The sequence below is a fragment of the Mesorhizobium sp. WSM4312 genome (assembly GCF_002294875.1).
In the GTDB taxonomy this organism is placed as follows: domain Bacteria; phylum Pseudomonadota; class Alphaproteobacteria; order Rhizobiales; family Rhizobiaceae; genus Mesorhizobium.
In genome coordinates, this window is sequence record NZ_NSFU01000014.1 from 174,968 (window position 1) to 197,399 (window position 22,432).

Below are 22,432 nucleotides of genomic sequence, written 5' to 3' on the forward strand. Positions count from 1 at the left end.
CCGCCCCAGCCGATGGGCGCGGGCGAGAGAAGTTCGATGATACCGGCCGCCGAGGCCGGAAGAAACGCGTCGATCAGCTTTGCCCCCGGATTGCTGGCTCTTTCCGCCGGCGCCAACGGCGGGCGGCAGGCATGCGTGGGAAGGATAGGCGGGAGGGCACGACTATGGCGTCATGCCCTCCGGCTCATGCGCGGGGCGTCAGTTCGACTGCGTCGAGCCGCCGTAAATGTCGAAATCGAAATATTTCTTCGAGATCTCGTCATACTTGCCGTTGGAGCGGATCGCCTTGATGCCGGCGTTGATCTTTTCCTTCAGGTCGGTGTCTTCCTTGCGCACGCCGGCGCCGACGCCCGGCCCGAGCACCTCGTCGTCCGGAGCCACCATGCCCTTGAGGTCGCAGCAGGCTTTGCCCTGGTCGGACTTCAGGAATTCGCCAAGCGCGATGGAATCGGCCTGCACCGCATCGAGGCGGCCGGCGGCGAGATCCTGGTTGGCTTCGTCCTGGGTCTGGTATTCCTTGATTTCAGAGGCGGTCGCGCCGAAATGCTTCTTGGCGTAGACGGCGTGGACGGTCGACACCTGGACGCCGACCACCTTGCCCTTCAGGTCGTCAGGCGTGGCGCCGAACTTCTGGTCCTTCGGTCCGATGATCGCCGTCGGCGTGTTGTAGTACTTGTCCGAGAAGTCGATCGTCTTCTTGCGCTCGTCGGTGATCGACATCGAGGAGACGATGAGGTCGATCTTCTTGGTGGTCAGCGCCGGGATGATGCCGTCCCAGGCGACAGGCGTGATGACGCAGTCGAGTTTCTCCTCGGCGCACACGGCATCGATGAAGTCGATCTCCCAGCCGACCCATTTGCCCGAAGCATCCGGTGAGGTGAAGGGCGGATAGGGCTCGGCGGCGACGCCGATCTTGACCGGATCGGCCTTGGCCACACCCATGGCGGCGACGCCGAGCAGCAGCGCCGCGGCGAATGTCTTCAGAACAGTCTTCATTTCAAACTCCCAGTTTGTTGTTGGTTCCCGGTTTTCGTCCGTCCCGGCCTGTCCCTAGCCGATGTTGCGGATGAACTGCTTGAGCCTTTCGGATTTCGGCGCGCCGAAGATCTGCTCCGGCGGCCCTTCTTCCTCGACCAGCCCGTTGTAGAGATAGACGACATGGGTCGCGACCTCGCGGGCGAATTTCATCTCATGGGTGACCAGCACCATGGTGCGGCCTTCGCGCGCCAGATCGCCGATAACCTTCAGCACCTCGCCGACCAGTTCGGGGTCGAGCGCCGAGGTCGGCTCGTCGAACAGCATGACGCGCGGATTGATGGCGAGCGCGCGGGCGATCGCGGCGCGCTGCTGCTGCCCGCCAGAAAGATAGGCCGGATAGACGTCGCGCTTTTCGGCAAGTCCGACGCGCGCCAGCAGTTTTTCGGCCTGGGCGATCGCCTCGTCGCGCTTGACGCCGAGCACGTGCACGGGAACCTCGATGACGTTTTCGATCAGCGTCATGTGGCTCCACAGGTTGAAGTTCTGGAACACCATGCCGAGCTTGGAGCGGATGCGCTCAATCTGCTTGCGGTCGGCCGGAACGGTGTGGCCATGGCTGTCCGCCTTGAGCTTGATCTCCTCGCCATTGACGCGGATGATGCCGCTGGTCGGATTTTCCAGGCAGTTGATGCAGCGCAGCAGCGTCGATTTGCCCGAACCCGAGCCGCCGATGATGGCGATCACCTCGCCGTCGCGCGCCGAGAGCGACACGCCCTTCAGCACATGCAACTGGCCGAATTTCTTGTGCAGGTTTTCGACATGGATGGCTTCGGCGGCGCCACTCTGCGCCTTGCCGGATGAGACTGCGGCAGCTTCCACAGCGCTCACCGGCTGACCTCTGCATCGTCGTCGGCAGTTCGTCGAACGTCTATCCGGCTAATCAACATATACGCTGTACTGCCCCGCTCCAGACTTCAGCATGGACCCAACGGCGCGAGCCCGTCAATCCCGCTCATTACGGCACTTGCGAGCTTGTTGTGCAAGTGTATAAATAGCCCTCCATGAAATTTTCTCGGTTTTTTTCAGCGAAAAAAGGGCTTCGATGAGTGCTTTCGGATCACAATCCATGGCAGCTCCGCTGCGACGCGTGCTGATGCGGTCGGCGGCCAACGCGATGCGCGACGCCGACAGGGCTGCCTGGCACTATGGCCCAGGATTCAATCCGGCGAAAGCAGCATCGCAGCACGCGGCGCTTGCCGAACTGGTGGCGGCCTCGGGCGCCGAAATCGAATGGATCGAGGACCAGGCCGATGGACTTTCGGACTCGGTGTTCACGCACGACCCATCGCTGATGACCGACCGCGGCGCACTGATTCTGTCCATGGGCAAGCCGTTGCGCGCCCGGGAGCCCTCGCTGCACGAGGAGACCTACAGAAGGCTGGGCATTCCGATCCTTGGCCGCGTCGAGGCCCCAGGCCAGGTCGAAGGCGGTGACTGTGTCTGGCTCGATGCGCGCACGCTGGTGATTGGACGCGGTGTCCGTTCCAACCAGGAAGGCATCCAGCAGATCTCCAACCTGCTGACGCCGCTGGGCGTTTCCGTCTACGGCTTTGACCTTCCGTTGTGGCAGGGCGAAGAGGCCTGCCTGCATCTGATGTCTGTGATCAGCCCGCTGGCCGACGACCTCGCTTTGGTCTATTCACCGCTTTTGCCGGCCCCTTTCTATCAGATGCTGAAGGCGCGCGGCATCCGTCTGGTCGAAGGCGATGCAGAAGAGTTCGCGGCTTCCAACGGCCTCAGCCTGAACGTGCTGCCGACCAACCCGCTCAAGGTCATTGCCGTCGCGGGCTTTCCAAAGACCAAAGCCGCGATGGAAGCCGCCGGCTGCACGGTCGAGATCTTCGAGGCGGATGCGCTCTGCATCGCCTGCGAAGGCGGGCCGACATGCCTGACGCGGCCAATCCTGCGCCAATGAATACGCCATCCCGCCGCAGGTTCCGTCGCGAGGGCGAGGAGCGGCGGCGGCAGGATCTGATCGAGGCAACTCTGGACAGCGTGGCGGAACATGGCCTGCAGGGCGCCACCTTGCGCATCATCGCATTGCGCGCCGGCGTCACCGCCGGCCTGATCCGGCACTATTTCCCCGGCAAGGAAGAACTGCTGCAGGAAGCCTATGCCGCCCTCATGGGCCGCATGACCGAGCAGGCGAAAGCGGCGTTGGTCATGGAAGATGCCTCGCCGCGCCAGCGCCTTGCCGCTTTCGTCACCGCCAACCTCAACGTGCCGATCATCGACGCGCGGGTGTTTTCACTCTGGGCAACCTTCATCGGCCGCGCCGGTGCGGATCCAAGCCTGGCTCGCGCCCACCGCGAAGGCTACCTCGGCTTTCGCAACGAGGTGGAAGCCGTTGTGGCCGAGGTTCTTGCCGCCGAACGGCGCGAACCGGATGCAAGCCAGTTGCGCCACCATGCCATCGCGATCAATGCCATCATCGACGGGCTCTGGATCGAAGGCTGCCTGGCCGGCGACATGTTCTCGCCCGGCGAATTGGCGGCGATCGGCATCAAGACTGTAGAGGCCGAACTGGGCCTCGCGCCGGAAAGGGAAGACAATCAATGACAACACTCGGCGAAGCCCTGATCACGCTGCTCGAAGCGCATGGCGTCGATACCGTCTTCGGCATTCCGGGCGTCCACACCGTAGAGCTCTACCGTGGCCTTGCGCGCTCGAAGATCCGCCACGTCACGCCGCGCCATGAACAGGGTGCCGGCTTCATGGCCGACGGCTATGCCCGCGCCAGCGGCAGGCCAGGCGTCGCCTTCGTCATCACCGGGCCGGGGCTGACCAACACCATCACCGCCATGGGCCAGGCGCGCGCCGATTCGGTGCCGATGCTGGTCATATCGGGCGTCAACGCAATGCCGACGCTGGGCAAGGGGCTGGGCTTCCTGCATGAGCTGCCGGACCAGCGCGGCATGATGGAAAAGGTGGCGTTGCTGTCGCGGCGCGTCACCGGGGCCAGCGAATTGCCTGACGCGCTGGCACAGGCCTTCGCGCTGTTTTCATCCTCGCGGCCGGGCCCGGTGCACATCGAGATCCCGACCGATGTCATGGTCGAGCCGGCCGACGATATCGCGGCACTGTTGAGCAACGCAGCGCCTCCGGCGCCGGATGGCGCGGCCATTGCCAGAGCTGCCAAACTCATCGCCGCAGCGCGCCGCCCGCTGATCCTGGCCGGCGGCGGCGCCAAGCGAGCCGAGACGGCGCTGCGGCGCCTGGCCGAGACACTGGGCGCGCCGGTCGTCGAGACCACCAACGCGCGTGGCCTGCTGCACCGCCACCCGCTCTGCGTGCCGGCAAGCCCAAGCCTGAAAGCGGTTCGCGCCCTGATGGCCGAGGCCGATCTGGTGATTGCCGCCGGCACCGAATTCGGCCCGACCGACTATGACGGCTATGGCGACGGCGGCTTTGTGCTGCCTTCCAACCTGATTCGCATCGACATCGGCGCCGACCAGCTCGCACGTCGCGCGGTGACGGTCGGCATCCAGGCCGACTGCGCCGAGGCGATCGAAGCCTTGCTTGCCGCGATCGGCCCCGCTCATCCTGCCGCGCCGGACGGCGAGGTGCGCGCCGCCGCCGCACGGAGGGCGGCATCCGCCGAGCTGAGCCCGGCCTATTTGGCGCAGGTGCATGCCGTGGAAATGATCCGCGATGCCTTGCCGGGGGCCATCGTCGTCGGCGATTCGACGCAACCGGTCTACGCCGCCAACCTCTACTATGATCACGACCGGCCGGGCGGCTGGTTCAACGCCGCCACCGGCTTCGGCGCGCTTGGCTACGGCCCGCCGGCGGCAATCGGCGCCGCACTTGCCGTGCCCGACGCGCCAGTTGTCTGCCTGACCGGCGATGGCGGCTTCCAGTTCACCTTACCCGAACTTGGCGCGGCGCTCGATGCAAAGGCGCCGGTCATCTTCGTGGTCTGGAACAACAGGGGCTATCGCGAGATCGAGACCTCGATGCTCGATGTCGGCGTCGAGCCCGTCGGGGTCTCGCCGGCGCCGCCGGATTTCTGCAAGCTGGCCGAAGCCTATGGCATCGGCGCCGAACGACTCGCCAATATCGGCGCCTTGCCGCAGGCCTTGAAGCGCGCCCGGGCAACCGGATTGCCTTGCGTCATCGAAATCACCGTCGATTGAAGGCTTCAGCCCAGCGTTGATTTTCTTGTCTGCATCGGACCATTCGTCGGCTCGCCTGTTGTACCGCAACGGCCGCATGACTGATGCCATTGCCATAATATGCGTTGTGACGCATGCAAAGACGCGACGGCTGCCATGTCGAGATATCAATTGAGTGATCGCCCGAAAGGCGCGACGCTCCGCGTCGGGGCGGCACAACAAGCGACACAATCATAAAAATACGACAGGAGCGGTCCAGGATGACGGAAACACTTCAAGGCAGGCATATCGTTGTGACCGGTGGGACCGGCGCGCTCGGCGGTGCGGTGGTTGGCCGGCTGCTGGAACAGGGCGCTATCTGCCACGTGCCGAACGCGCACGCCGCAGCACCCCAGCAATTTCCTTTCACCGCCCACGACAACGTCAAGCTGGCGCACAATGTCGACCTGTCGGACTCCGCCAAGGTCGAAGCCTTCTATGCCCAGGTTCCTGCCTTGTGGGGATCGATCCATCTCGCCGGCGGCTTCACGATGGCGCCGGTGGAAAAGATCGAATCGGCATCCTTTGCCGAGATGATGGACACCAACGCCCGCACCACCTTCCTGTGCAGCCGCGCGGCGATCCGCTCGATGCTGGCATCGGGCACATCAGGCCGCATCGTCAATGTCTCCGCGCGCGCCGGGCTCGACCCCAGGCGCGGCGCCGGCATGGTCGCCTACACCGCCAGCAAGGCGGCGGTGGCGGCCATGACGGTGGCGATGGCCGAAGAACTCAAGGCAAAGGGCATCCTGGTCAATGCCGTGGCGCCGTCGACGCTCGACACGCCGGCAAACCGCGCCGACATGCCGGATGCCGATTTCAGCAAATGGGTCAGCCTCGAAGCGGCGGCCGAAGCCATCGCCTATCTCGCCTCGCCGGCCAACCAGGCGATGAGCGGAACGCTGGTGCCGCTCTACGGCCGGGCCTGAGCGGCCAGCGTCGAAGTCGGGCACACGGCATCCGATCCATCGGCATTGCGATAGCTGTAGATGCGCAACGGCGATGAAGCTTTCGTCGGGCACTCCCGCAACCATGCCGGTGGCCGGCCTTCAATCAGCGCCGCCGCCAATGGATAGGCGGCTTCCAGTCCCGGCAATGGCGGGCCTCGCCAGGCGCAAATCGCCACATGCGTTGCCTTGGAGGCATCAAGTATCGCGCGTGGGTCGGCGGTCGCCGGATCCAGAAAACGATAGCTGCGCTCGATGCCCTTGGCCGATGGATGGTTGGGGATCGTCACCACCTTGGGACCTTCGGCAAGGGCGACGAAACGCGAGCCGATCAGCGGTGGAGAAAGAACGATTGCGCCGGACGGCCAACCCTGTTCCGGTTCAAAAGGGCTGGAATAGCAGCCGTCGGCAAGTTCCGCGGCGGGAACCGCCGCGTGTGCCGGTTTTACCGACAAATGGTACAGCACCATTGCTCCGGACAAAACGAGACCGGGCAGGATCAGTGCGTATCCGTGCGATGCCGCCGGCACCGGAGATTTCAGATAACGACCCAAGCCCGCATTCGGCAGGAGGCTCGCCAGGGCGAAGATGAGGCCGATGCCGGAAAAGATCGGAAGGTAGCGGTAGTAGCGGACATAGCCGATCGCAAGCGCCAGCGAGAGCAGCGAGAACAAGGTCAATATGACGAGAGGCCGGCTTCGGCCTTCCGGCCTGGCGCAGATCACGGCTGGCGCAAGCGCGCCGATAAACAGCAGCGCCATGCTGAGAAAACCTGTCGACAGGACGACATCGGGGCGCCGAAACAGGCTCAATTCCTGGAGAATTCTGTTGATCATATTGTCGCGGACATAGGCGTCGATCGAAGCATAGGGGCTGGCCAGGCATTGCGGGAACAACACCGCCAGCACCGCAGCGCTGGCCGCCGCGAACACCAGTAGAATTGCCGAGCGCATCGGCCACCCTCCACGCCGGCCGGCAAGCAAAGGCACGACGGCGAATGAAAGCCCGGCCGCGACCAGTGCCGTGACATGCGGCGTCGAATAGGTGTCGCATCTGACCGCGGTATAGGCAGAGGGTGGCACGATCGCCGCGAACAGGGCGATTGCGCCGACGGTCAAGGCAAGCCCGAAACCGACGATCCTGCTTTCACCGCCCTCGCGGTCGAAGATCCAGTCGAAGGCATAGACCGCCATCACCATCGCGTAGAACGGCGCGAATTCGGCGCTGACGGCGATTGCCAGGGCGGTCAGCAGCCCGTTGACGAAGGCCGAAAAGCGGTTCTGCGACATCATCAAAACCAGCGCCGCCAGCAGAAGCAGGATTTGCAGATTGTGATAGTCGATCCGTCCCGGGGCGAATTCGAAAAAGCTGCGCGCGGCAAAGATCAAGGCCAACGGCAATGCCACGGCCGGGTAGGCAAAGCCGATGGCTGTCACCAGCCTATTGTAGAAATAGAGCGCGGGCGCCAGCAGCAGCAGCGGGACGGCAAAGCTTGCCAGCGTCAGAGCCGGCTCGAAGCCGGCAAACGGCGCGAACAGGCGCGCGAAGGCGGCGTAGGGCAGGTCCACGATCCACGGCCAGTGTGAGACATAAGGCTCTGGCTGGACGATACCGGGCAGCGTGCGGTCGAAGATGTTGCCCGTTTCAAGCAAAGTGCGGATTTCGTGCAGCTTGAGGAGATCGTCCGCGTCATTGTTGAGCTGGAAGCCCAGGCACCACAGAGCGGTCGTCAGGATCGCCATTGCGCAAAAGCAGAACAGGACAGGCATGCTGGTGTAAAGGCGCAGCAACCCCGAAGGCTGCGCAGCGGCACGAATGGCGCCAGTGCTCATGGAAGTGTTCCGTTGGACCACCGGCAAATACGCGATGAAGTTTATGTTCCCGTAAAGAAAAGACCCGCCGGATCGCTCCGGCGGGTCTTTTTGTAAGGCCGCACGCGAGGCGTGCTGGCTATGGCTGACGCCTTAGTTGCCCTGCTTCTTCAGCGCGGCACCCAGGATGTCGCCCAGCGAAGCGCCGGAGTCGGTCGAGCCGTACTGGGCGACCGCTTCCTTCTCTTCGGCGATTTCCAGCGCCTTGATCGAGACCTGCAGCTTGCGGGTCTTCTTGTCGAAGGCGATGACGCGGGCATCGACCTTCTGGCCGACGGTGAAGCGCTCGGGGCGCTGCTCGTCGCGGTCACGGCTGAGGTCCGAGCGCTTGATGAAGGTCTCGATGCCGCTGTCGACCAGCCGCACTTCGAGACCGCCATCCTTGACGCCGATGACTTCACAGGTGACCACGGCGTTCTTGCGCAGTTCGCCCGAAGTCGCCGCTTCGCCGACCGTGTCGCGGGCCAGCTGCTTGATGCCGAGCGAGATGCGCTCCTTGTCGATGTCGACGTCGAGCACCTGCGCCTTGACCATGTCGCCGCGATTGTACTCTTCGATGACTTGCTCGCCCGGACGAGTCCAGTCGAGGTCGGAGAGGTGCACCATGCCGTCCACGTCGCCTTCCAGGCCGATGAACAGGCCGAACTCGGTCTTGTTCTTGACCTCGCCCTCGACCTGGCTGCCGACCGGATGGCTGCGTGCGAAGGCTTCCCACGGATTCTCCAGCGTCTGCTTGAGGCCGAGCGAGATGCGGCGCTTGGCCGGATCGACCTCGAGCACCACCACGTCGACTTCCTGGGTCGTCGACAGGATCTTGCCGGGATGCACGTTCTTCTTGGTCCACGACATTTCCGAAACGTGGATGAGGCCCTCGATGCCCGGCTCCAGCTCGACGAACGCGCCGTAGTCGGTGATGTTGGTGACGGTGCCCTTGATCTTCTTGCCGATCGGGAACTTGGTGCCGATCTCGGACCACGGGTCGCTCTCGAGCTGCTTCATGCCGAGCGAGATACGGTGGGTTTCCTGGTTGATGCGGATGATCTGCACCTTGACCGTCTGACCGATGTTGAGGATTTCGGTCGGATGGTTGACGCGGCGCCAGGCCATGTCGGTGACATGCAGCAGGCCGTCGATGCCGCCGAGGTCGACGAACGCACCGTAATCGGTGATGTTCTTGACGACGCCTTCGACAACCTGGCCCTCTTCGAGGTTCTGCACGATTTCAGAACGCTGTTCGGCGCGGCTCTCCTCGAGCACGGTGCGGCGCGACACCACGATGTTGCCGCGGCGACGGTCCATCTTGAGGATCTCGAATGGCTGCGGGTTGTGCATCAGCGGGGAGACGTCGCGGATCGGGCGGATATCGACCTGGCTGCGCGGCAGGAAGGCCACGGCGCCGTCGAGGTCGACGGTGAAGCCGCCCTTGACCTGGTTGAAGATGACGCCTTCGACGCGCTCACCCTTGGTGAACTTCTCTTCGAGACGGACCCAACTCTCTTCACGGCGGGCCTTTTCACGCGAAAGCATCGCTTCGCCAAGCGCGTTCTCGATGCGCTCGACATAGACTTCGACGGTGTCACCGACCTTGAGGGTGGTGTCCTTGCCCTTGACGCCGAATTCCTTCAGCGGCACGCGGCCTTCGACCTTGAGGCCGACGTCGATGATGGCCATGTCCTTTTCGATGGCGGTGATCGTGCCCTTGACGACCTGACCTTCGCCGGAGTGGCCGGTGGTGAATGATTCTTCGAGCAGGCTCGCGAAATCATCGCGAGTGGGATTTGCAGCTGACATTGTTTCTCCTGGAGTGCCCCGCATCATTGAGCGGGACGGGGCGCCGTGGGTTAGCGTTGCGTTGGCCTGCCGGCGTTCCGGGCTTAAAAAAGCCCTGGGCCGCATTTTAAGCGGCAATTCCGGCGCATGAAGAATGCTGGCAGGCTGGTTCGTGCCCGATATGGGTATTTTCTGCGCTTCCGGCAACGGAAACGCGGGAGAAAACCCGGATCAGGCCTTGTTTCTCCTGGCCAGCGCGTCGTCAACGATCGCCATGGCCGCGAGAAACGCGGCTTCTATAGCCATTTCGCTGGTATCAAGCAAGTGCGCGTCGGCGGCAGGCTTCAGCGGCGAGTCGGCACGGCCCATGTCGCGCTCGTCGCGGCGCACGATGTCGGCGAGGATTTCGGCGAAATTGGCGGTGCCGCCGATGCTTTCGATCTCGGCCAGCCGACGCTTGGCCCGCACCTCGGCGCTTGCCGTCACATAGAGTTTGATGTCGGCGTCGGGGCATACGACCGTGCCGATGTCGCGCCCGTCCAGCACCGCGCCCGGCGGCGTCCTGGCGAAGGCACGCTGCTTTTCCACGAGAATGCGCCGCACGGTCGGATACACCGCAACTTTCGAGGCGGCCTCGCCGATGGCATGTGCCGACAGCACCGTGCGGTCGAGCGTTGCCAGGTCGACCTGGCGGGCCGCGGTTTCCGCCGCCGAGACATTGTCGAGCGGCAATGCGTGCTGGATGAGCGCGTAGGCAACGGCACGATAGGTGAGGCCGGTGTCGAGCAGGTTCAGCCGGTAATGGTCGGCGAGACGGCGGGCGAGGGTGCCTTTTCCGGCGCCGGCGGGGCCGTCGATGGCAATGGTGAAGGTGTGGTTCATTTGCTGGCCAACGCTTCGCAAAGCCTGGCGTCCGGCCCATACGGGAGGGATGTCGGCCCCCAATCTCCAGGGCGCTTGGTTGCCACGCTCACCCGATCTCCGCGCCCAGCCCAGTCATCAGCCCCATGAACTCCGGAAAGCTGGTCGCGATCATCGCCTGGTCATCGATGGTGACAGGCTTTTCCGTCGCCAGTCCCATCACCAGAAAGCTCATGGCGATGCGGTGGTCGAGATGGGTCTTCACGGTCGTATCCAGGCCGTTGGGATGGCCGCCCAGCCCCTTGCCACCCGGCTTGCCGCGAACAGCAAGGGAAGCCTCGCCTTCGGTGCAGTCGACGCCGTTGAGCTTCAGCCCGTTGGCGACGGCCGACAGCCGGTCGGACTCCTTCACCCGCAATTCTTCCAACCCCTGCATCAGCGTTTCGCCCTCGGCGAAGCTGGCGGCGACGGCCAGCACCGGGTACTCGTCGATCATCGACGGTGCCCGCTCGGGCGGAACGGTGACGCCCTTTAGCTCGGAATAACGCACGCGCAGATCGGCGACATCCTCGCCGCCGGCATTGCGCGGGTTCAAGATGTCGATCTTGCCGCCCATTTCCTGCAGCGTCAGCAGCAAGCCGGTGCGGGTCGGGTTCATCAGCACGTTTTCGATCACGATGTCCGAACCCGGGACGATCAGCGCGGCGACGAGCGGGAAGCCGGCAGAGGACGGGTCGCCGGGCACGGCGATCGTCTGGCCGGTCAGTCTGCCCTGGCCCTCGATGAAGATGTGGCGCACGCCGCGCTCGTCGGTCTCGACCGAAAGATTGGCGCCGAAGCCTTTGAGCATCTTTTCGGTGTGGTCACGCGTCATCACCGGCTCGATGACGGTGGTGATGCCGGGCGTGTTGAGGCCGGCGAGCAGCACCGCCGACTTCACCTGTGCCGAGGCCATCGGCACGCGGTAGGTGATCGGGGCGGCGTGCTTGGGGCCATGCAGCGTGATCGGCATGCGGTCGCCGGGCGTCGCCTTCAGCACCTGCACGCCCATCTGGCGCAGCGGCTCCAGCACGCGGCCCATCGGCCGGCCCGACAGCGAGGCGTCGCCGATGAAGGTGGTTTCCATGTCATAGGTGCCGACGAGACCCATGGTCAGCCGCGAGCCGGTGCCGGCATTGCCGAAGTCGAGCGGGCCTTCCGGCTGCAGCAGCGCGCCGTTGCCGGTGCCGCGGATCACCCATTCGGCGCCGCGCTTCTCGATATGCGCGCCCATCGCTTTCATGGCCGCACCCGTGCGCATCACGTCCTCGCCCTCGAGCAGGCCGGTGATGCGGGTTTCGCCGGAGGCGAGGCCGCCGAACATGAAGGAGCGGTGCGAGATCGACTTGTCGCCCGGCACGCGCGCGGTGCCGGAAAGGGCCTCGGATTTGCGGGCGGTGGCCGGCTTGGCAGCGGCGGCGTGAGACATGGAATTTCCCTGGACGGAATGCCGGCGGGCCGGCGCTTTTCATTTGTTGCGGCGGTCTCGTATCACGGCGAGGCGAAATGGTCATCCCCATGGTCGTCACTTGCCGCGAGGCCTTTCAGGACTTGGTTTTGTGACGCCGGCTTTTGGCTTTGACAGCGCCGCAAACAGTGGTTAAGGGGACCACTCTTTTATTGACGAGGCTTGCCGTGGCAAAAACCGAACTTGGCACAAAGCGTATCGATCCTGAGACGGGTCGAAAATTCTACGACCTGAATAAGGACCCGATCGTCTCGCCCTACACCGGCAAGACCTATCCGCGTTCCTATTTCGAGGAAGGCAAGATCGCCGCCCTCGAGGAGGAAGAGGAAGTGGCCGAGAAGGAAGTGGACGCCGAGGACGAAGAGGGCGTTGAAGTCGTCTCGCTCGAAGAGGCCGACGACGACGCCAAGGGCGACGATCTGCCCGATCTCGGCGATGACGAGGACGTCGACCTCGGCGACGACGAGGATGACACTTTCCTTGCCGACGAAGAGGAAGAAGACGACGACGTTGCCGACATGATCGGCGTCGGCGACGACGACGACGAGGTCTGACAGGCCTAGACGCAAGCGTTTGCAGGCTTTCTCGGCCTGTGAACAAAAAGCCGCTCTTCAAGGCTTGATATCTGAGAAAGGCGGGGTTAGAAGCCGCCTGCACTAACGGCGCGGTGTTCCAACCCGCGCTGATCTCTTCGCCGGAAACGGCGCCGGCTGACTGCCGGGAGTGGGGCCATAGCTCAGTTGGGAGAGCGCTTGAATGGCATTCAAGAGGTCGTCGGTTCGATTCCGATTGGCTCCACCAAACAGTCTCCCAATGTTTTCAGGTTATTTGCCGTTTTTGTATCCGAGCCCGCCATTCGGAAACCTGCCGGGCACGGCCAGGAGCGTTTTCGACCCGGAGACCAGGTTTGCGAGCGGGACTGACAGGAAAAAGCGGGAAAGCCGCGGCCGAGCCTCAAGTTTCACCAGCACCGCAAGCCTTTAGGACTGCTCTTGGTAGGGAAGCTTCACTTCGTCGTGCAAACCTGCGGCAAGCAAGCGCCGTCTACGGTCGGGATCGTTCGACAGAGCTTGGGAATGGCGCAAGCAGATGACGGCCAAATGGCTTTGGCGCTTGACGGGCGCTGGCCACTCCATCACTTCGCCCGTAGGCGGCGTCATGCTCACAGTAGGTTGCGGCCGGCCTGTCGGTCATCATCGGCCCGATGAGACGCTACCGTCTCGACGGATGGGCTGATGAGCAGTATCCGGTTTTGTGTCGGTGCTTTTCGTCGAGCGCTTGTAGAAAAGCCCAAATGCCAGCAGGAAATATCCAACCTGCAGCATCATCAGTGTGAGGACGGTCCAAGCGAGCGCTTTGCCGACAGATCCAGTTTCTATGCCGGCCCAGATCGCCACTACGGCCGACGTGGCGAACATCCCCACCAAGAATTGCGGAAAATACATGGCTGCCCGCCCCCCGTTGTTGATAGCCCGCCGCTCCATTCGCGAAGCGGCGGGGCCCCCCATCTGCCCCCCGATTGCTGGGTGAGAGATGTCGCCGGCATTGCCGACTGTGCAATGACGGTGCCAGACACGGTGACCCATTAAGGGACACCTATGCCGACGATGCAAGGCCGGATAGCTGATTCATATTACCTGTGGCTAATATGACACCTAGGAGTCGGAAGGACCGCCAAACAGTGTTCTCCAATTCGCCTGGGCCTGACGCCAGCGAGCTGCCGAGGATCAGGCGCGGCTTCGATCGAACGAAGAGAATTTCCAATTTCAACGGCGGATTTGGAATAAACTAACTCTACAGAGTTTATAGAATAAGCAAAGTGCGGACAATCTGTTTTCCCGGACAGGACTCCGCCATGCCCGCCTCTCTGCGTCCGCTCTCAACCCCGCCAGGCACAGACCGCCATTGCCACCGGCTCGCGGGAGGCAGGCAATGACCCGCGACATTCCGGACCGCATCAAGGTCCTCTGGTTCCTGCCGACGCATGGCGACAGCCGTTATCTCGGCACCGCCGCGGGCGGCCGGTCGGTCGATCTGCCCTATCTGACGCAAGTGGCGGAGGCCGCCGACACGCTGGGTTACTACGGCGTGCTGCTGCCGACCGGCCGGTCGTGCGAGGATTCCTGGGTGATCGCCTCGGCGCTGGTGCCGCTGACCGAGCGGCTGCGTTTCCTGGTCGCCGTGCGGCCGGGCCTGCAATCGCCGACGCTCGCCGCGCGCATGACGGCGACGCTCGACCGCATCTCCAATGGCCGCCTGCTGATCAATGTCGTAACGGGCGGCGATCCGCTTGAGAACAAGGGCGACGGCATTTTCCTGTCGCATGCCGAGCGCTACGAGGTGACGCAGGAATTCCTGCGGATCTACAAGCGCGTGCTGAGCGGTGAGACGGTCGAGCACCAGGGCAAGCATTTCCACATCGAGGACGGCAGGCTGCTGTTCCCGCCGGTGCAGACGCCCTATCCGCCGCTCTATTTCGGCGGCTCGTCCGATGCCGGGTCGACGGTTGCGGCGCAGGAGATCGACAAATATCTGACCTGGGGCGAACCGCCCGCCGATGTCGAGCGCAAGCTGGACGCCGTGCGAGAACTGGCCGAGAAGGCCGGCCGCAAGCTTTCCTTCGGCATTCGCCTGCATGTCATCGCGCGGGAAACCACCGAGGAGGCCTGGGCCGCCGCCGACCGGCTGATCAGCCGCCTCGACGACGCGACGATCGCTTCGGCCCAGACAGTCTTTGCCCGCATGGATTCGGTCGGCCAGGCGCGGATGAGCGCGCTGCATGGCGGCGACCGCGCCAAGCTCGAGATCGCGCCCAATCTGTGGGCCGGTGTCGGCCTGGTGCGCGGCGGCGCGGGGACAGCCCTGGTCGGCGACCCCGACACCATCGCCGAGCGCATCGACGAATATCGCCGCCTCGGCATCGACACCTTCATCCTGTCCGGCTACCCGCATCTGGAGGAAGCCTATCGTTTTGGCGAACTGGTGCTGCCGAAATTGCCGACCGATCATCCGGTCAAAGCCGCCGGCTCATCCGTCAACACCGGCCCGTTCGGCGAGACCATCGCCGGCGACCACCGGCCGAAGTCGCTCGCCAGCGCCTCGTGAACGCGCTGCCTCCGGCCCGCCGACTGCGCGTCGCCATCATCGGCGGCGGCTTTTCCGGCGCGGCGTTGGCCTGGCATCTTGCGCGGGCGCATCGGCCGGAGCGCCTGTCGATCTCGGTGATCGAGCCACGCCCAGCGCTCGGCGGCGGTCTGGCCTATTCCAGCGAAGAGCCGGCGCACCGGGTCAATGTGCCGGCCGTCAGAATGAGCATGGCTCCCGACGACCCGCAGCATTTTGCCCGCTGGTTGGCCGGCTCCGGCGAACTCGAACGTGACGCGGACGCGATCTGGAAGAATGACGACGCCTATCCGCGCCGGCGTGTGTTCGGCCGCTATGTCGCCGAGCACCTCGCGCCCTGTCTGGCTTCAGGCGCGGTCCGTCATGTCGGCGGTCTCGCCACCGGCGTGACACGCAAAGCCAATGGCGCGGGCTGGACCGTGCAAACCTCCGCCGGACCTGTCATCGCCGACATTGCGGTCCTCGCCGCGACGCATCCTGCCCCCGCAATCCCGGCAGCGCTTGCTTGCCTGGCCGAAGCGCCGGGTTTTGTCGCCGATCCCAACGCAGCGTCGGCACTTGCCAGGATCGAGCCGGACGCTTCCGTGCTGATCGTCGGCTCCGGGCTGACCTCGGCCGACATGGTCGCGGAGCTCGATCGCCGCGGCCATCGCGGCCGTATCCTGGCGCTGTCGCGCCGCGGACTGCGCTCGCGCGGCCATCCTGATGTCCGGGGCGAACCTTTCGGCGATTTCGCATCGGCGCCGGCCACATCGGCGCTCGGTCTGCTTCGCGACATTCGCGCGACGCTGGCGGCGGCGCGCCAGGCCAATGTCAACTGGCAGTCCGTCTTCGACCAGCTGCGCCTGCAGGGGCCGGTTCTGTGGGCCGCCCTTGCTCCATCGGAACGGGCAAGGTTGGTCCGCCAACTGCGTGTGTTCTGGGACGTGCATCGCTTCAGGATCGCCCCCCAAATTGCTTCCGTCCTTGACCGCCGCCAGGCTGCCGGCACGTTCGACACCATTGCCGCCAGGCTTGTCGCGTCGAACGACGAGGGCGAGAACCTCGCGGTCAGCTTTCAGCGGCGCGGCCAGACACGGATCGAGACGGCGCGCTTCGATGCCGTCATCAACACGACAGGGCCTGCCCATGGGCAGGCGCTTCAGCTCAATCCGGCGCTGCGCTCCCTGGCCGAGACCGGATTGATCAGGGTCGACGCCTACGGACTCGGCATCGAGACAAATCTCGACAGCCTCGCCATCGGCTGGGATGGCGAGGCGGTCGCCGGGCTCTTCGTCGCCGGGCCGCTGGCGCGGGGCACCTTTGGTGAACTCATGGGCCTGCCGGAGGTCGCCCGCCATGCCCAGATGGTCGCGACCGAGATCGCAAGGCTGGTCGACAGGTTTCCGTCCGTCGAGGCGGTTGGCGCCAATGCCAGCGACGTTGCGACCGCGCGCTGACAGGCCGAAGCCGGCCTGGCCGGCCAAAATTGGTATTTCCGTCCCAAGCGGCCGCCAAAAACGGAAAATCCTACTTTGTATATATAATCAGTAGACATGATAAATATCGGCGAGATTCGGCCATGCCGGACCGATCAACGACACGGCCTGAAGGGGAGACAGTTCATGGCACACGCAGCAACCGACGCGGTCAAATTCGCCTATTGGGTGCCGAATGTTTCGGGCGGCCTGGTGATTTCCAATATCGAGCAGCGCACCAACCATTCGGCCGAATACAACCGCAAGCTGGCGCAGATTGCCGAGAAGGCCGGCTTCGACTATGCGCTGAGCCAGATCCGTTTCACCGCCGGCTACGGCGCCGACGAACAGCATGAATCGGTTGCCTTCAGCCATGATCTGCTTGCCGCCACCACGACGCTGAAGGTGATCGCCGCGATCCTGCCCGGGCCGTGGAATCCGGCGCTGGCTGCCAAGCAACTCGCCACCATCAGCTACCTGACCAATGGCCGCGTCGCCATCAACCTCGTCTCCGGCTGGTTCCGCGGCGAGTTCCACGCCATCGGCGAGCATTGGCTCGATCACGACGAGCGCTACCGCCGTTCGGAAGAATTCATCCGCGCCTTGCGTGGAATATGGACGCAGGACAGCTTCACCTTCCGCGGCGATTTCTACCGCTTCAACGAATATTCACTGAAGCCGAAGCCGCCGCAGCCCTTGCCGGAAATCTTCCAGGGCGGCTCGTCGCGAGCCGCGCGCGACATGGCCTCGCGTGTCTCGGACTGGTACTTCACCAACGGCAACACGCCCGCCGAAATCGCCAGACAGGTGGATGACATCAGGGCCAAGGCGAAGGCCAACGACCATTCGGTCAAGGTTGGCGTCAACGCCTTCGCCATCGTCCGCGAGACGGAGGACGAGGCCAAGGCGGTGCTCGCCGAAATCATCGCCAAGGCCAACCCCGAAGCGGTCAACGCCTTCGGCCACGAGGTCAAGAATGCCGGCAAGGCCTCGCCGGAAGGCGAGGGCAACTGGGCAAAATCCTCCTTCGACGATCTGGTCCAGTACAATGACGGCTTCCGTTCGAACCTGATCGGCACGCCAAGGCAGGTCGCCGAGCGCATCGTCGATCTCAAGCGCGCCGGCGCCGATCTCATCCTGCTCGGCTTCCTGCATTTCCAGGAAGAGGTCGAGTATTTCGGCAAGCATGTCATCCCGCTCGTCCGCGAACTGGAAAATGCCGAGCAGGCTGCATCGCTGGCAGCGGAATAACCCTTTTCAAAAAGCAGGCCGGTCAGTCCGGCCTGCACACCAAAGAAGGTTCCCAAGCGCGCTCGATCGATCGGGCGGCGACGAGGATTCGTGCGCTTGTGAAGCAATCGAGGACGATTGGAATGCCCTTGGCCAGTTACGCAGTTGGAATGATGGACGCCTCGGTCTATGCGCCGGAAGTCTTTGCGCGCGGCCTGCCGTCGACGCCCCAGTCGTCCGTCGTCGGCGTCGTGCCGACAGGGTCGATCGCGGATGCCGCCGCTCCGTTGCTCGTCCTGCAGGGCATCGGCCTGTCGTTCGGCGGCGTAGTCGCGCTGGCCGATATCGAGCTGTCGGTGCGCCCCGGCGAGATCCGCGCCATCATCGGCCCCAACGGCGCCGGCAAGAGTTCGCTGATCAACGTCATCAGCGGCGTCTACCGGCCGGATAGAGGCCATGTCCTGCTCGATGGCATCCGCTATGATCAGGTGCCGACACAGCGGCTGGCGCATCTCGGTGTTGCCAGGACGTTTCAGAACCTTGCTCTGTTCAAGGGCCTCAGCGTCCTCGACAATGTCGCCTCCGGCCTCGCCTACAAGGTCCGCTCCAATTTTGCCGGGCAGGTGCTCGGCATCGGCCGCTCGCCTGGCGAGCAGCGCGACTCCCTGAGCCGCGCCGACCACATCCTCGAATTCCTCGATCTCACCGCGGTCCGCGATCGTCTCGCCGGCACGCTGCCTTACGGGCTGCAGAAGCGGGTGGAACTGGCCCGCGCCTTGGTCGCTGAGCCGCGCCTGCTTCTGCTCGACGAACCGATGGCCGGCATGACCGCAAGCGAGAAAAGCGAGATGGCAAGTTTCGTGCGCGCCGCGCGCGACCGCTTCGCCACCACGGTCGTGCTGATCGAGCATGATGTCGGCGTCGTCATGGGCCTGTCCGACCGCATCGCCGTTCTCGACTACGGCCGCAAGATCGCCGACGCCACGCCTGACGAGGTCAGGAACGACCAGCGCGTCATTGATGCCTATCTCGGCGTCGCCTCCGACAATGAGGACGGGGCTGGCATATGATCGCCGATTTCGACTACCAGTTCTTCATCGAAGTGCTCGTCGGCGGCCTGCTCTCCGGCGTCATGTACTCGCTGGTCGCGATCGGCTTCGTGCTGATCTACAAGACATCAGGCGTGCTGAATTTCGCGCAAGGCGCGCTGCTGTTGTTCGCGGCGCTGACCTTCGTCAGCCTGGTTGAGCGCGGTGTTCCCTTCGCCTTGGCGCTGGCGGCCACCTTCGCCATCATGGTGGCCATCGGCGTCGCCATCGAGCGCACCGTGCTGCGGCCGCTCACCAACAAGCCGCCGATCACGCTGTTCATGGCGACGCTCGGCCTGTCCTACATCATCGAGGGTGCCGCCCAGCTGATCTGGGGCACGCAGGTCCACGGCCTCGACCTCGGCATCGAGGATGTGCCGCTGGAAGTCGGTGGCGTGCTGATCAGCCAGTTCGACATCTTCGCCGCGTTGGTCGCCGCCGGCATGGTTCTGCTGCTGTCGCTGTTCTTCCGCTATACCCGCATCGGCCTCTCCTTCCGCGCCGTTGCCGACGACCAGTTCGCCGCCCTGGCGGTCGGCCTCAGGCTGCCGCTGATCTGGGCAACCGTCTGGGCCGCCGCCGGCCTGGTCGCGCTGGTTGCGGGGTTGCTCTGGGGCGCCCGCCTCGGCGTGCAGTTCTCCCTGTCTCTGGTGGTGCTCAAGGCGCTGCCGGTGCTGGTGCTTGGCGGCTTCGATTCGATTCTCGGCGCCATCGTCGGCGGCCTCTTGATCGGCGCCAGCGAGAAGCTCGCCGAGGTCTATATCGGCGACTATTTCGGCGGCGGCATCGAGAGCTGGTTCGCCTATGTCGTGGCGCTCGCCTTCCTGCTGATCCGTCCCTCGGGCCTGTTTGGCCAGAAGCTCGTGGAAAGGGTCTGAGCCATGGCCGTGATCACAAGCGATCTCACCTCCGCCGCACCGGTGCTGCCGAAATGGATCGCGCCCGTCCTGCTGCTCGCCTTCGCCTATGGCGTCGTGCCGCTGATCGGCTCGAGCTATCTGTTCGAGGCCATCCTGCTGCCGTTCCTGGCGCTCGGCCTTGCCGGCGTCGGGCTGAACATCCTCACCGGCTATGCCGGCCAGGTCTCGCTGGGCAGCGCCGCCTTCATGGCGACGGGCGCCTTCGCCGCCTATAATTTCAACCTGAGGGTCGAAGGCCTGCCACTGATCGGCAGCATTGTCCTCGCCGGTATCGTCGCCTCCGCGATTGGCATCGTCTTCGGCCTGCCAAGCCTGCGGCTGAAAGGCTTCTACCTCGCGGTCTCGACGCTCGCCGCGCAGTTCTTCGTGCAATGGGCGCTGACCAAGTTCAGCTGGTTCTCCAACGACTCGGCGTCCGGTGTCATCGACGCGCCGCGGCTGTCTATCGGCGGCGTTGCGTTGGATGGCGCCGTCGGCCGCTATCTCTTCGCGCTGACCATCGTCAGCATACTCACCTTCCTCGCCCACCGTCTGGTCACATCGCAGACCGGGCGCAACTTCATCGCCATCCGCGACAATGAAACCGCCGCCCGCATCATCGGCATCCCGGTGCTGAAGACCAAGCTGCTGGCCTTCGCCATCTCGTCCTTCATCATCGGCGTTGCCGGCGTCATCTGGGCCTTCGCCTATCTGCGGACCGTCGAGCCGGACGGCTTCGATCTCGACCGCTCGTTCCAGATCCTGTTCATCATCATCATAGGCGGCCTGGCCTCGATCCGTGGCGCCTTCTTCGGCGCCGCCCTGATCGTCGTCTTTCCGCTTGGCTTGTCGCGTCTCGGCGGCTTCCTGCTCGGCGATGTCTTCGACTCGGGCGTCCTCGACATGAGCCAGCGCATCGTGCTCGGCGCTCTCATCATCCTGTTTCTGATCCTCGAACCGGACGGGCTGGTGGCCCTGTGGGACAGGGTCCGAAGACGGCTCCTGCTCGCCTGGCAGTCGACATGAGCCTGCGGGGCAACCCGCATCGAACTGAATCGGAAAATGAACCAGAGGCCGAACCAAGACGGCCCATACCGGGAGTATCTCGACCATGACTTTCCTCAGCACAATCAAGGCGGCGGCGCTGTCCGCGGCGATGATCGTGTCGGTGGCCTTGCCATCGGCCCACGCCGACGAACAATACTTTCCGCTGCAGAGCTATCGCGTCGGTCCCTACGCGGCCGGCGGCACCGGCTTCTTCGGCGGCTTCATCGATTATCTCAACCTCATCAACATCCGCGACGGCGGCGTCAACGGCGTCAAGCTGACCTGGGACGAATGCGAAACCCAGTACGAGGTCGAGCGCGGCGTCGAATGCTATGAGCGGCAGAAGAGCCATGCCGGCGCCGCCGCCTGGAATCCGCTTTCGGTCGGCATCGCCTATGCCATGATCGACCGCATCACGGCCGACAAGGTGCCGTTGATCACCGTCAACCACGGCCGCACCGATTCCACCGACGGCCGCGTTTTCCCTTACGTCTTCCCGCTACTGCTCAACCCCTATAGCGAGACGTCCGGAATCGTGAACTACATCGCCGCAAAGGAAGGCGGTATCGACAAGCTCAAGGGCAAGAAGATCGCCGTGCTCTATCACGGCTCGCCTTACGGCAAGGAAACCATCCCGATCTACGAACTGCTGGCGCAGAAATACGGCTTCACCGTCCAGCAGATCGAAGTGCCGCATCCCGGCAACGAGCAGCAGTCGCAGTGGCTGACCATCCGCCGCGCCAAGCCCGACTTTGTCGTGCTGCGCGGCTGGGGCGTGATGAACCCGGTGGCGCTGAAGACGGCGGTCAAGGTCGGCTATCCCGTCGACCACATCGTCGGCAATGTCTGGTCGAATTCGGAAGAGGACGTCATCCCGGCCGGCGATGCCGCCAAGGGTTACACCGCCATCACCACCCAGGCCTCCGGCAACACCTATCCGGTGGTGCAGGAGATCGTGAAGACGGTCTACGGCGCCGGCAAGGGCAATCTGGAAGACAAGTCGCGCATCGGCTCGGTCTACCACAATCTCGGCATCGTCAACGGCATCCTCAATGTCGAGGCGATCCGCGTCGCGCAGGAGAAGTTCGGCCACCGCACGCTGACCGGCGACGAAGTCCGTTGGGGCTTCGAACATCTCAAGCTCGACCCGGCCAAGGTCGAGGCGCTTGGCGCCAAGGACCTGTTCCACTCGATCAACGTCAGCTGGGACAATCACGAGGGCGAGGGCTACGTGACCTTCCAGCAGTGGGACGGCAAGAAGTGGAACGTCGTTTCCGACTGGATCGCGCCGGACTGGGCGCTGCTGCGGCCAATCATCGAGAAGTCGGCCGAGGCCTATGCCGCCGAGAAGGGCATCAAGCTGCGCACCGCCGATGATGCCAACGCCGTGACCACCAACTGATCAGCCACTGCCGGGCGCCACGGACAGCTTCCGCGGCG

At 64.2% G+C, this 22,432-nt stretch carries 19 protein-coding genes and 1 tRNA gene; 13 read left to right on the forward strand and 7 right to left on the reverse strand.

Going from position 1 to position 22,432, the window contains the following annotated elements; genetic code table 11:
• Positions 1–198 precede the first annotated feature (198 nt).
• Together CK228_RS24015 and CK228_RS24020 are read right to left on the reverse strand one after the other, a co-directional pair.
• Entirely contained in the window at positions 199–996 is a 798-nt protein-coding gene (locus CK228_RS24015; protein ID WP_019862782.1) for a transporter substrate-binding domain-containing protein, read from the reverse strand.
• Positions 997–1,050: 54 nt separating this feature from the next.
• A complete protein-coding gene (locus CK228_RS24020) occupies positions 1,051–1,866 on the reverse strand; it encodes an ABC transporter ATP-binding protein (RefSeq protein WP_095789454.1) in 816 nt (271 codons plus the stop codon).
• 214 nt (positions 1,867–2,080) lie between these two features.
• Between CK228_RS24020 and CK228_RS24025 the strand changes: the two genes are divergently transcribed.
• The 4 genes from CK228_RS24025 to CK228_RS24040 all read left to right on the forward strand — a co-directional run bounded on the left by CK228_RS24025 (position 2,081) and on the right by CK228_RS24040 (position 6,121).
• The gene (locus tag CK228_RS24025) at positions 2,081–2,953 is read left to right on the forward strand and encodes a dimethylarginine dimethylaminohydrolase family protein (protein WP_095771607.1); all 873 of its coding nucleotides are present in this window, start codon (positions 2,081–2,083) and stop codon (positions 2,951–2,953) included.
• A complete protein-coding gene (locus CK228_RS24030) occupies positions 2,950–3,597 on the forward strand; it encodes a TetR family transcriptional regulator C-terminal domain-containing protein (RefSeq protein WP_179296022.1) in 648 nt (215 codons plus the stop codon). Before CK228_RS24025 ends, CK228_RS24030 begins: the two co-directional genes overlap by 4 nt.
• A complete protein-coding gene (locus CK228_RS24035) occupies positions 3,594–5,174 on the forward strand; it encodes a 5-guanidino-2-oxopentanoate decarboxylase (RefSeq protein WP_095789455.1) in 1,581 nt (526 codons plus the stop codon). Before CK228_RS24030 ends, CK228_RS24035 begins: the two co-directional genes overlap by 4 nt.
• A gap of 239 nt (positions 5,175–5,413) precedes the next feature.
• Positions 5,414–6,121 (forward strand): SDR family NAD(P)-dependent oxidoreductase, encoded by a 708-nt coding sequence (locus tag CK228_RS24040; RefSeq protein ID WP_095771609.1) that lies wholly within the window; start codon positions 5,414–5,416, stop codon positions 6,119–6,121.
• Here the strand turns inward: CK228_RS24040 and CK228_RS24045 are convergent.
• The 4 genes from CK228_RS24045 to aroA form a co-directional block, all read right to left on the reverse strand.
• Positions 6,106–7,971 carry a hypothetical protein gene (locus CK228_RS24045; protein WP_095789456.1) on the reverse strand — a complete coding sequence of 622 codons (1,866 nt, stop codon included), beginning with the start codon at positions 7,969–7,971 and terminating at the stop codon, positions 6,106–6,108. The genes CK228_RS24040 and CK228_RS24045 overlap by 16 nt on opposite strands.
• 132 nt (positions 7,972–8,103) lie before the next feature.
• A complete protein-coding gene (rpsA, locus tag CK228_RS24050) occupies positions 8,104–9,801 on the reverse strand; it encodes a 30S ribosomal protein S1 (protein WP_095789457.1) in 1,698 nt (565 codons plus the stop codon).
• 210 nt (positions 9,802–10,011) lie between these two features.
• Positions 10,012–10,662 carry a (d)CMP kinase gene (gene cmk, locus CK228_RS24055; RefSeq protein WP_095789458.1) on the reverse strand — a complete coding sequence of 217 codons (651 nt, stop codon included), beginning with the start codon at positions 10,660–10,662 and terminating at the stop codon, positions 10,012–10,014.
• Positions 10,663–10,750: 88 nt separating this feature from the next.
• Positions 10,751–12,109, reverse strand: a complete 1,359-nt coding sequence (aroA, locus tag CK228_RS24060) for a 3-phosphoshikimate 1-carboxyvinyltransferase (protein WP_095789459.1) — start codon at positions 12,107–12,109, stop codon at positions 10,751–10,753.
• 206 nt (positions 12,110–12,315) lie between these two features.
• Here aroA and CK228_RS24065 point away from each other — a divergent pair, with 206 nt between their 5' ends.
• Together CK228_RS24065 and CK228_RS24070 are read left to right on the forward strand one after the other, a co-directional pair.
• Positions 12,316–12,702, forward strand: a complete 387-nt coding sequence (locus CK228_RS24065; protein ID WP_095771615.1) for a TIGR02300 family protein — start codon at positions 12,316–12,318, stop codon at positions 12,700–12,702.
• Positions 12,703–12,873: 171 nt separating this feature from the next.
• A tRNA-Ala gene (locus CK228_RS24070) sits at positions 12,874–12,949 on the forward strand.
• 392 nt (positions 12,950–13,341) lie between these two features.
• On the opposite strand, the gene CK228_RS24075 is transcribed toward CK228_RS24070, so the two are convergent.
• Entirely contained in the window at positions 13,342–13,593 is a 252-nt protein-coding gene (locus tag CK228_RS24075; protein WP_179296023.1) for a hypothetical protein, read from the reverse strand.
• 487 nt (positions 13,594–14,080) lie between these two features.
• On the opposite strand from CK228_RS24075, the gene ssuD reads away from it, so the two are divergent.
• The 7 genes from ssuD to CK228_RS24110 all read left to right on the forward strand — a co-directional run bounded on the left by ssuD (position 14,081) and on the right by CK228_RS24110 (position 22,394).
• A complete protein-coding gene (gene ssuD, locus CK228_RS24080) occupies positions 14,081–15,253 on the forward strand; it encodes an FMNH2-dependent alkanesulfonate monooxygenase (protein ID WP_095789461.1) in 1,173 nt (390 codons plus the stop codon).
• Positions 15,250–16,710 (forward strand): FAD/NAD(P)-binding protein, encoded by a 1,461-nt coding sequence (locus tag CK228_RS24085; protein ID WP_095789462.1) that lies wholly within the window; start codon positions 15,250–15,252, stop codon positions 16,708–16,710. Before ssuD ends, CK228_RS24085 begins: the two co-directional genes overlap by 4 nt.
• 165 nt (positions 16,711–16,875) lie before the next feature.
• The gene (gene sfnG, locus CK228_RS24090; protein ID WP_095789463.1) at positions 16,876–17,979 is read left to right on the forward strand and encodes a dimethylsulfone monooxygenase SfnG; all 1,104 of its coding nucleotides are present in this window, start codon (positions 16,876–16,878) and stop codon (positions 17,977–17,979) included.
• A gap of 122 nt (positions 17,980–18,101) precedes the next feature.
• The gene (locus tag CK228_RS24095) at positions 18,102–19,028 is read left to right on the forward strand and encodes an ABC transporter ATP-binding protein (RefSeq protein ID WP_095789464.1); all 927 of its coding nucleotides are present in this window, start codon (positions 18,102–18,104) and stop codon (positions 19,026–19,028) included.
• The gene (locus CK228_RS24100) at positions 19,025–19,924 is read left to right on the forward strand and encodes a branched-chain amino acid ABC transporter permease (protein WP_095789465.1); all 900 of its coding nucleotides are present in this window, start codon (positions 19,025–19,027) and stop codon (positions 19,922–19,924) included. The genes CK228_RS24095 and CK228_RS24100 overlap by 4 nt, the downstream gene beginning before the upstream one ends.
• Positions 19,925–19,927: 3 nt before the next feature.
• Positions 19,928–20,971 (forward strand): branched-chain amino acid ABC transporter permease, encoded by a 1,044-nt coding sequence (locus CK228_RS24105; RefSeq protein ID WP_095789466.1) that lies wholly within the window; start codon positions 19,928–19,930, stop codon positions 20,969–20,971.
• A gap of 85 nt (positions 20,972–21,056) precedes the next feature.
• Entirely contained in the window at positions 21,057–22,394 is a 1,338-nt protein-coding gene (locus CK228_RS24110; RefSeq protein WP_095789467.1) for an ABC transporter substrate-binding protein, read from the forward strand.
• Positions 22,395–22,432 lie beyond the last annotated feature (38 nt).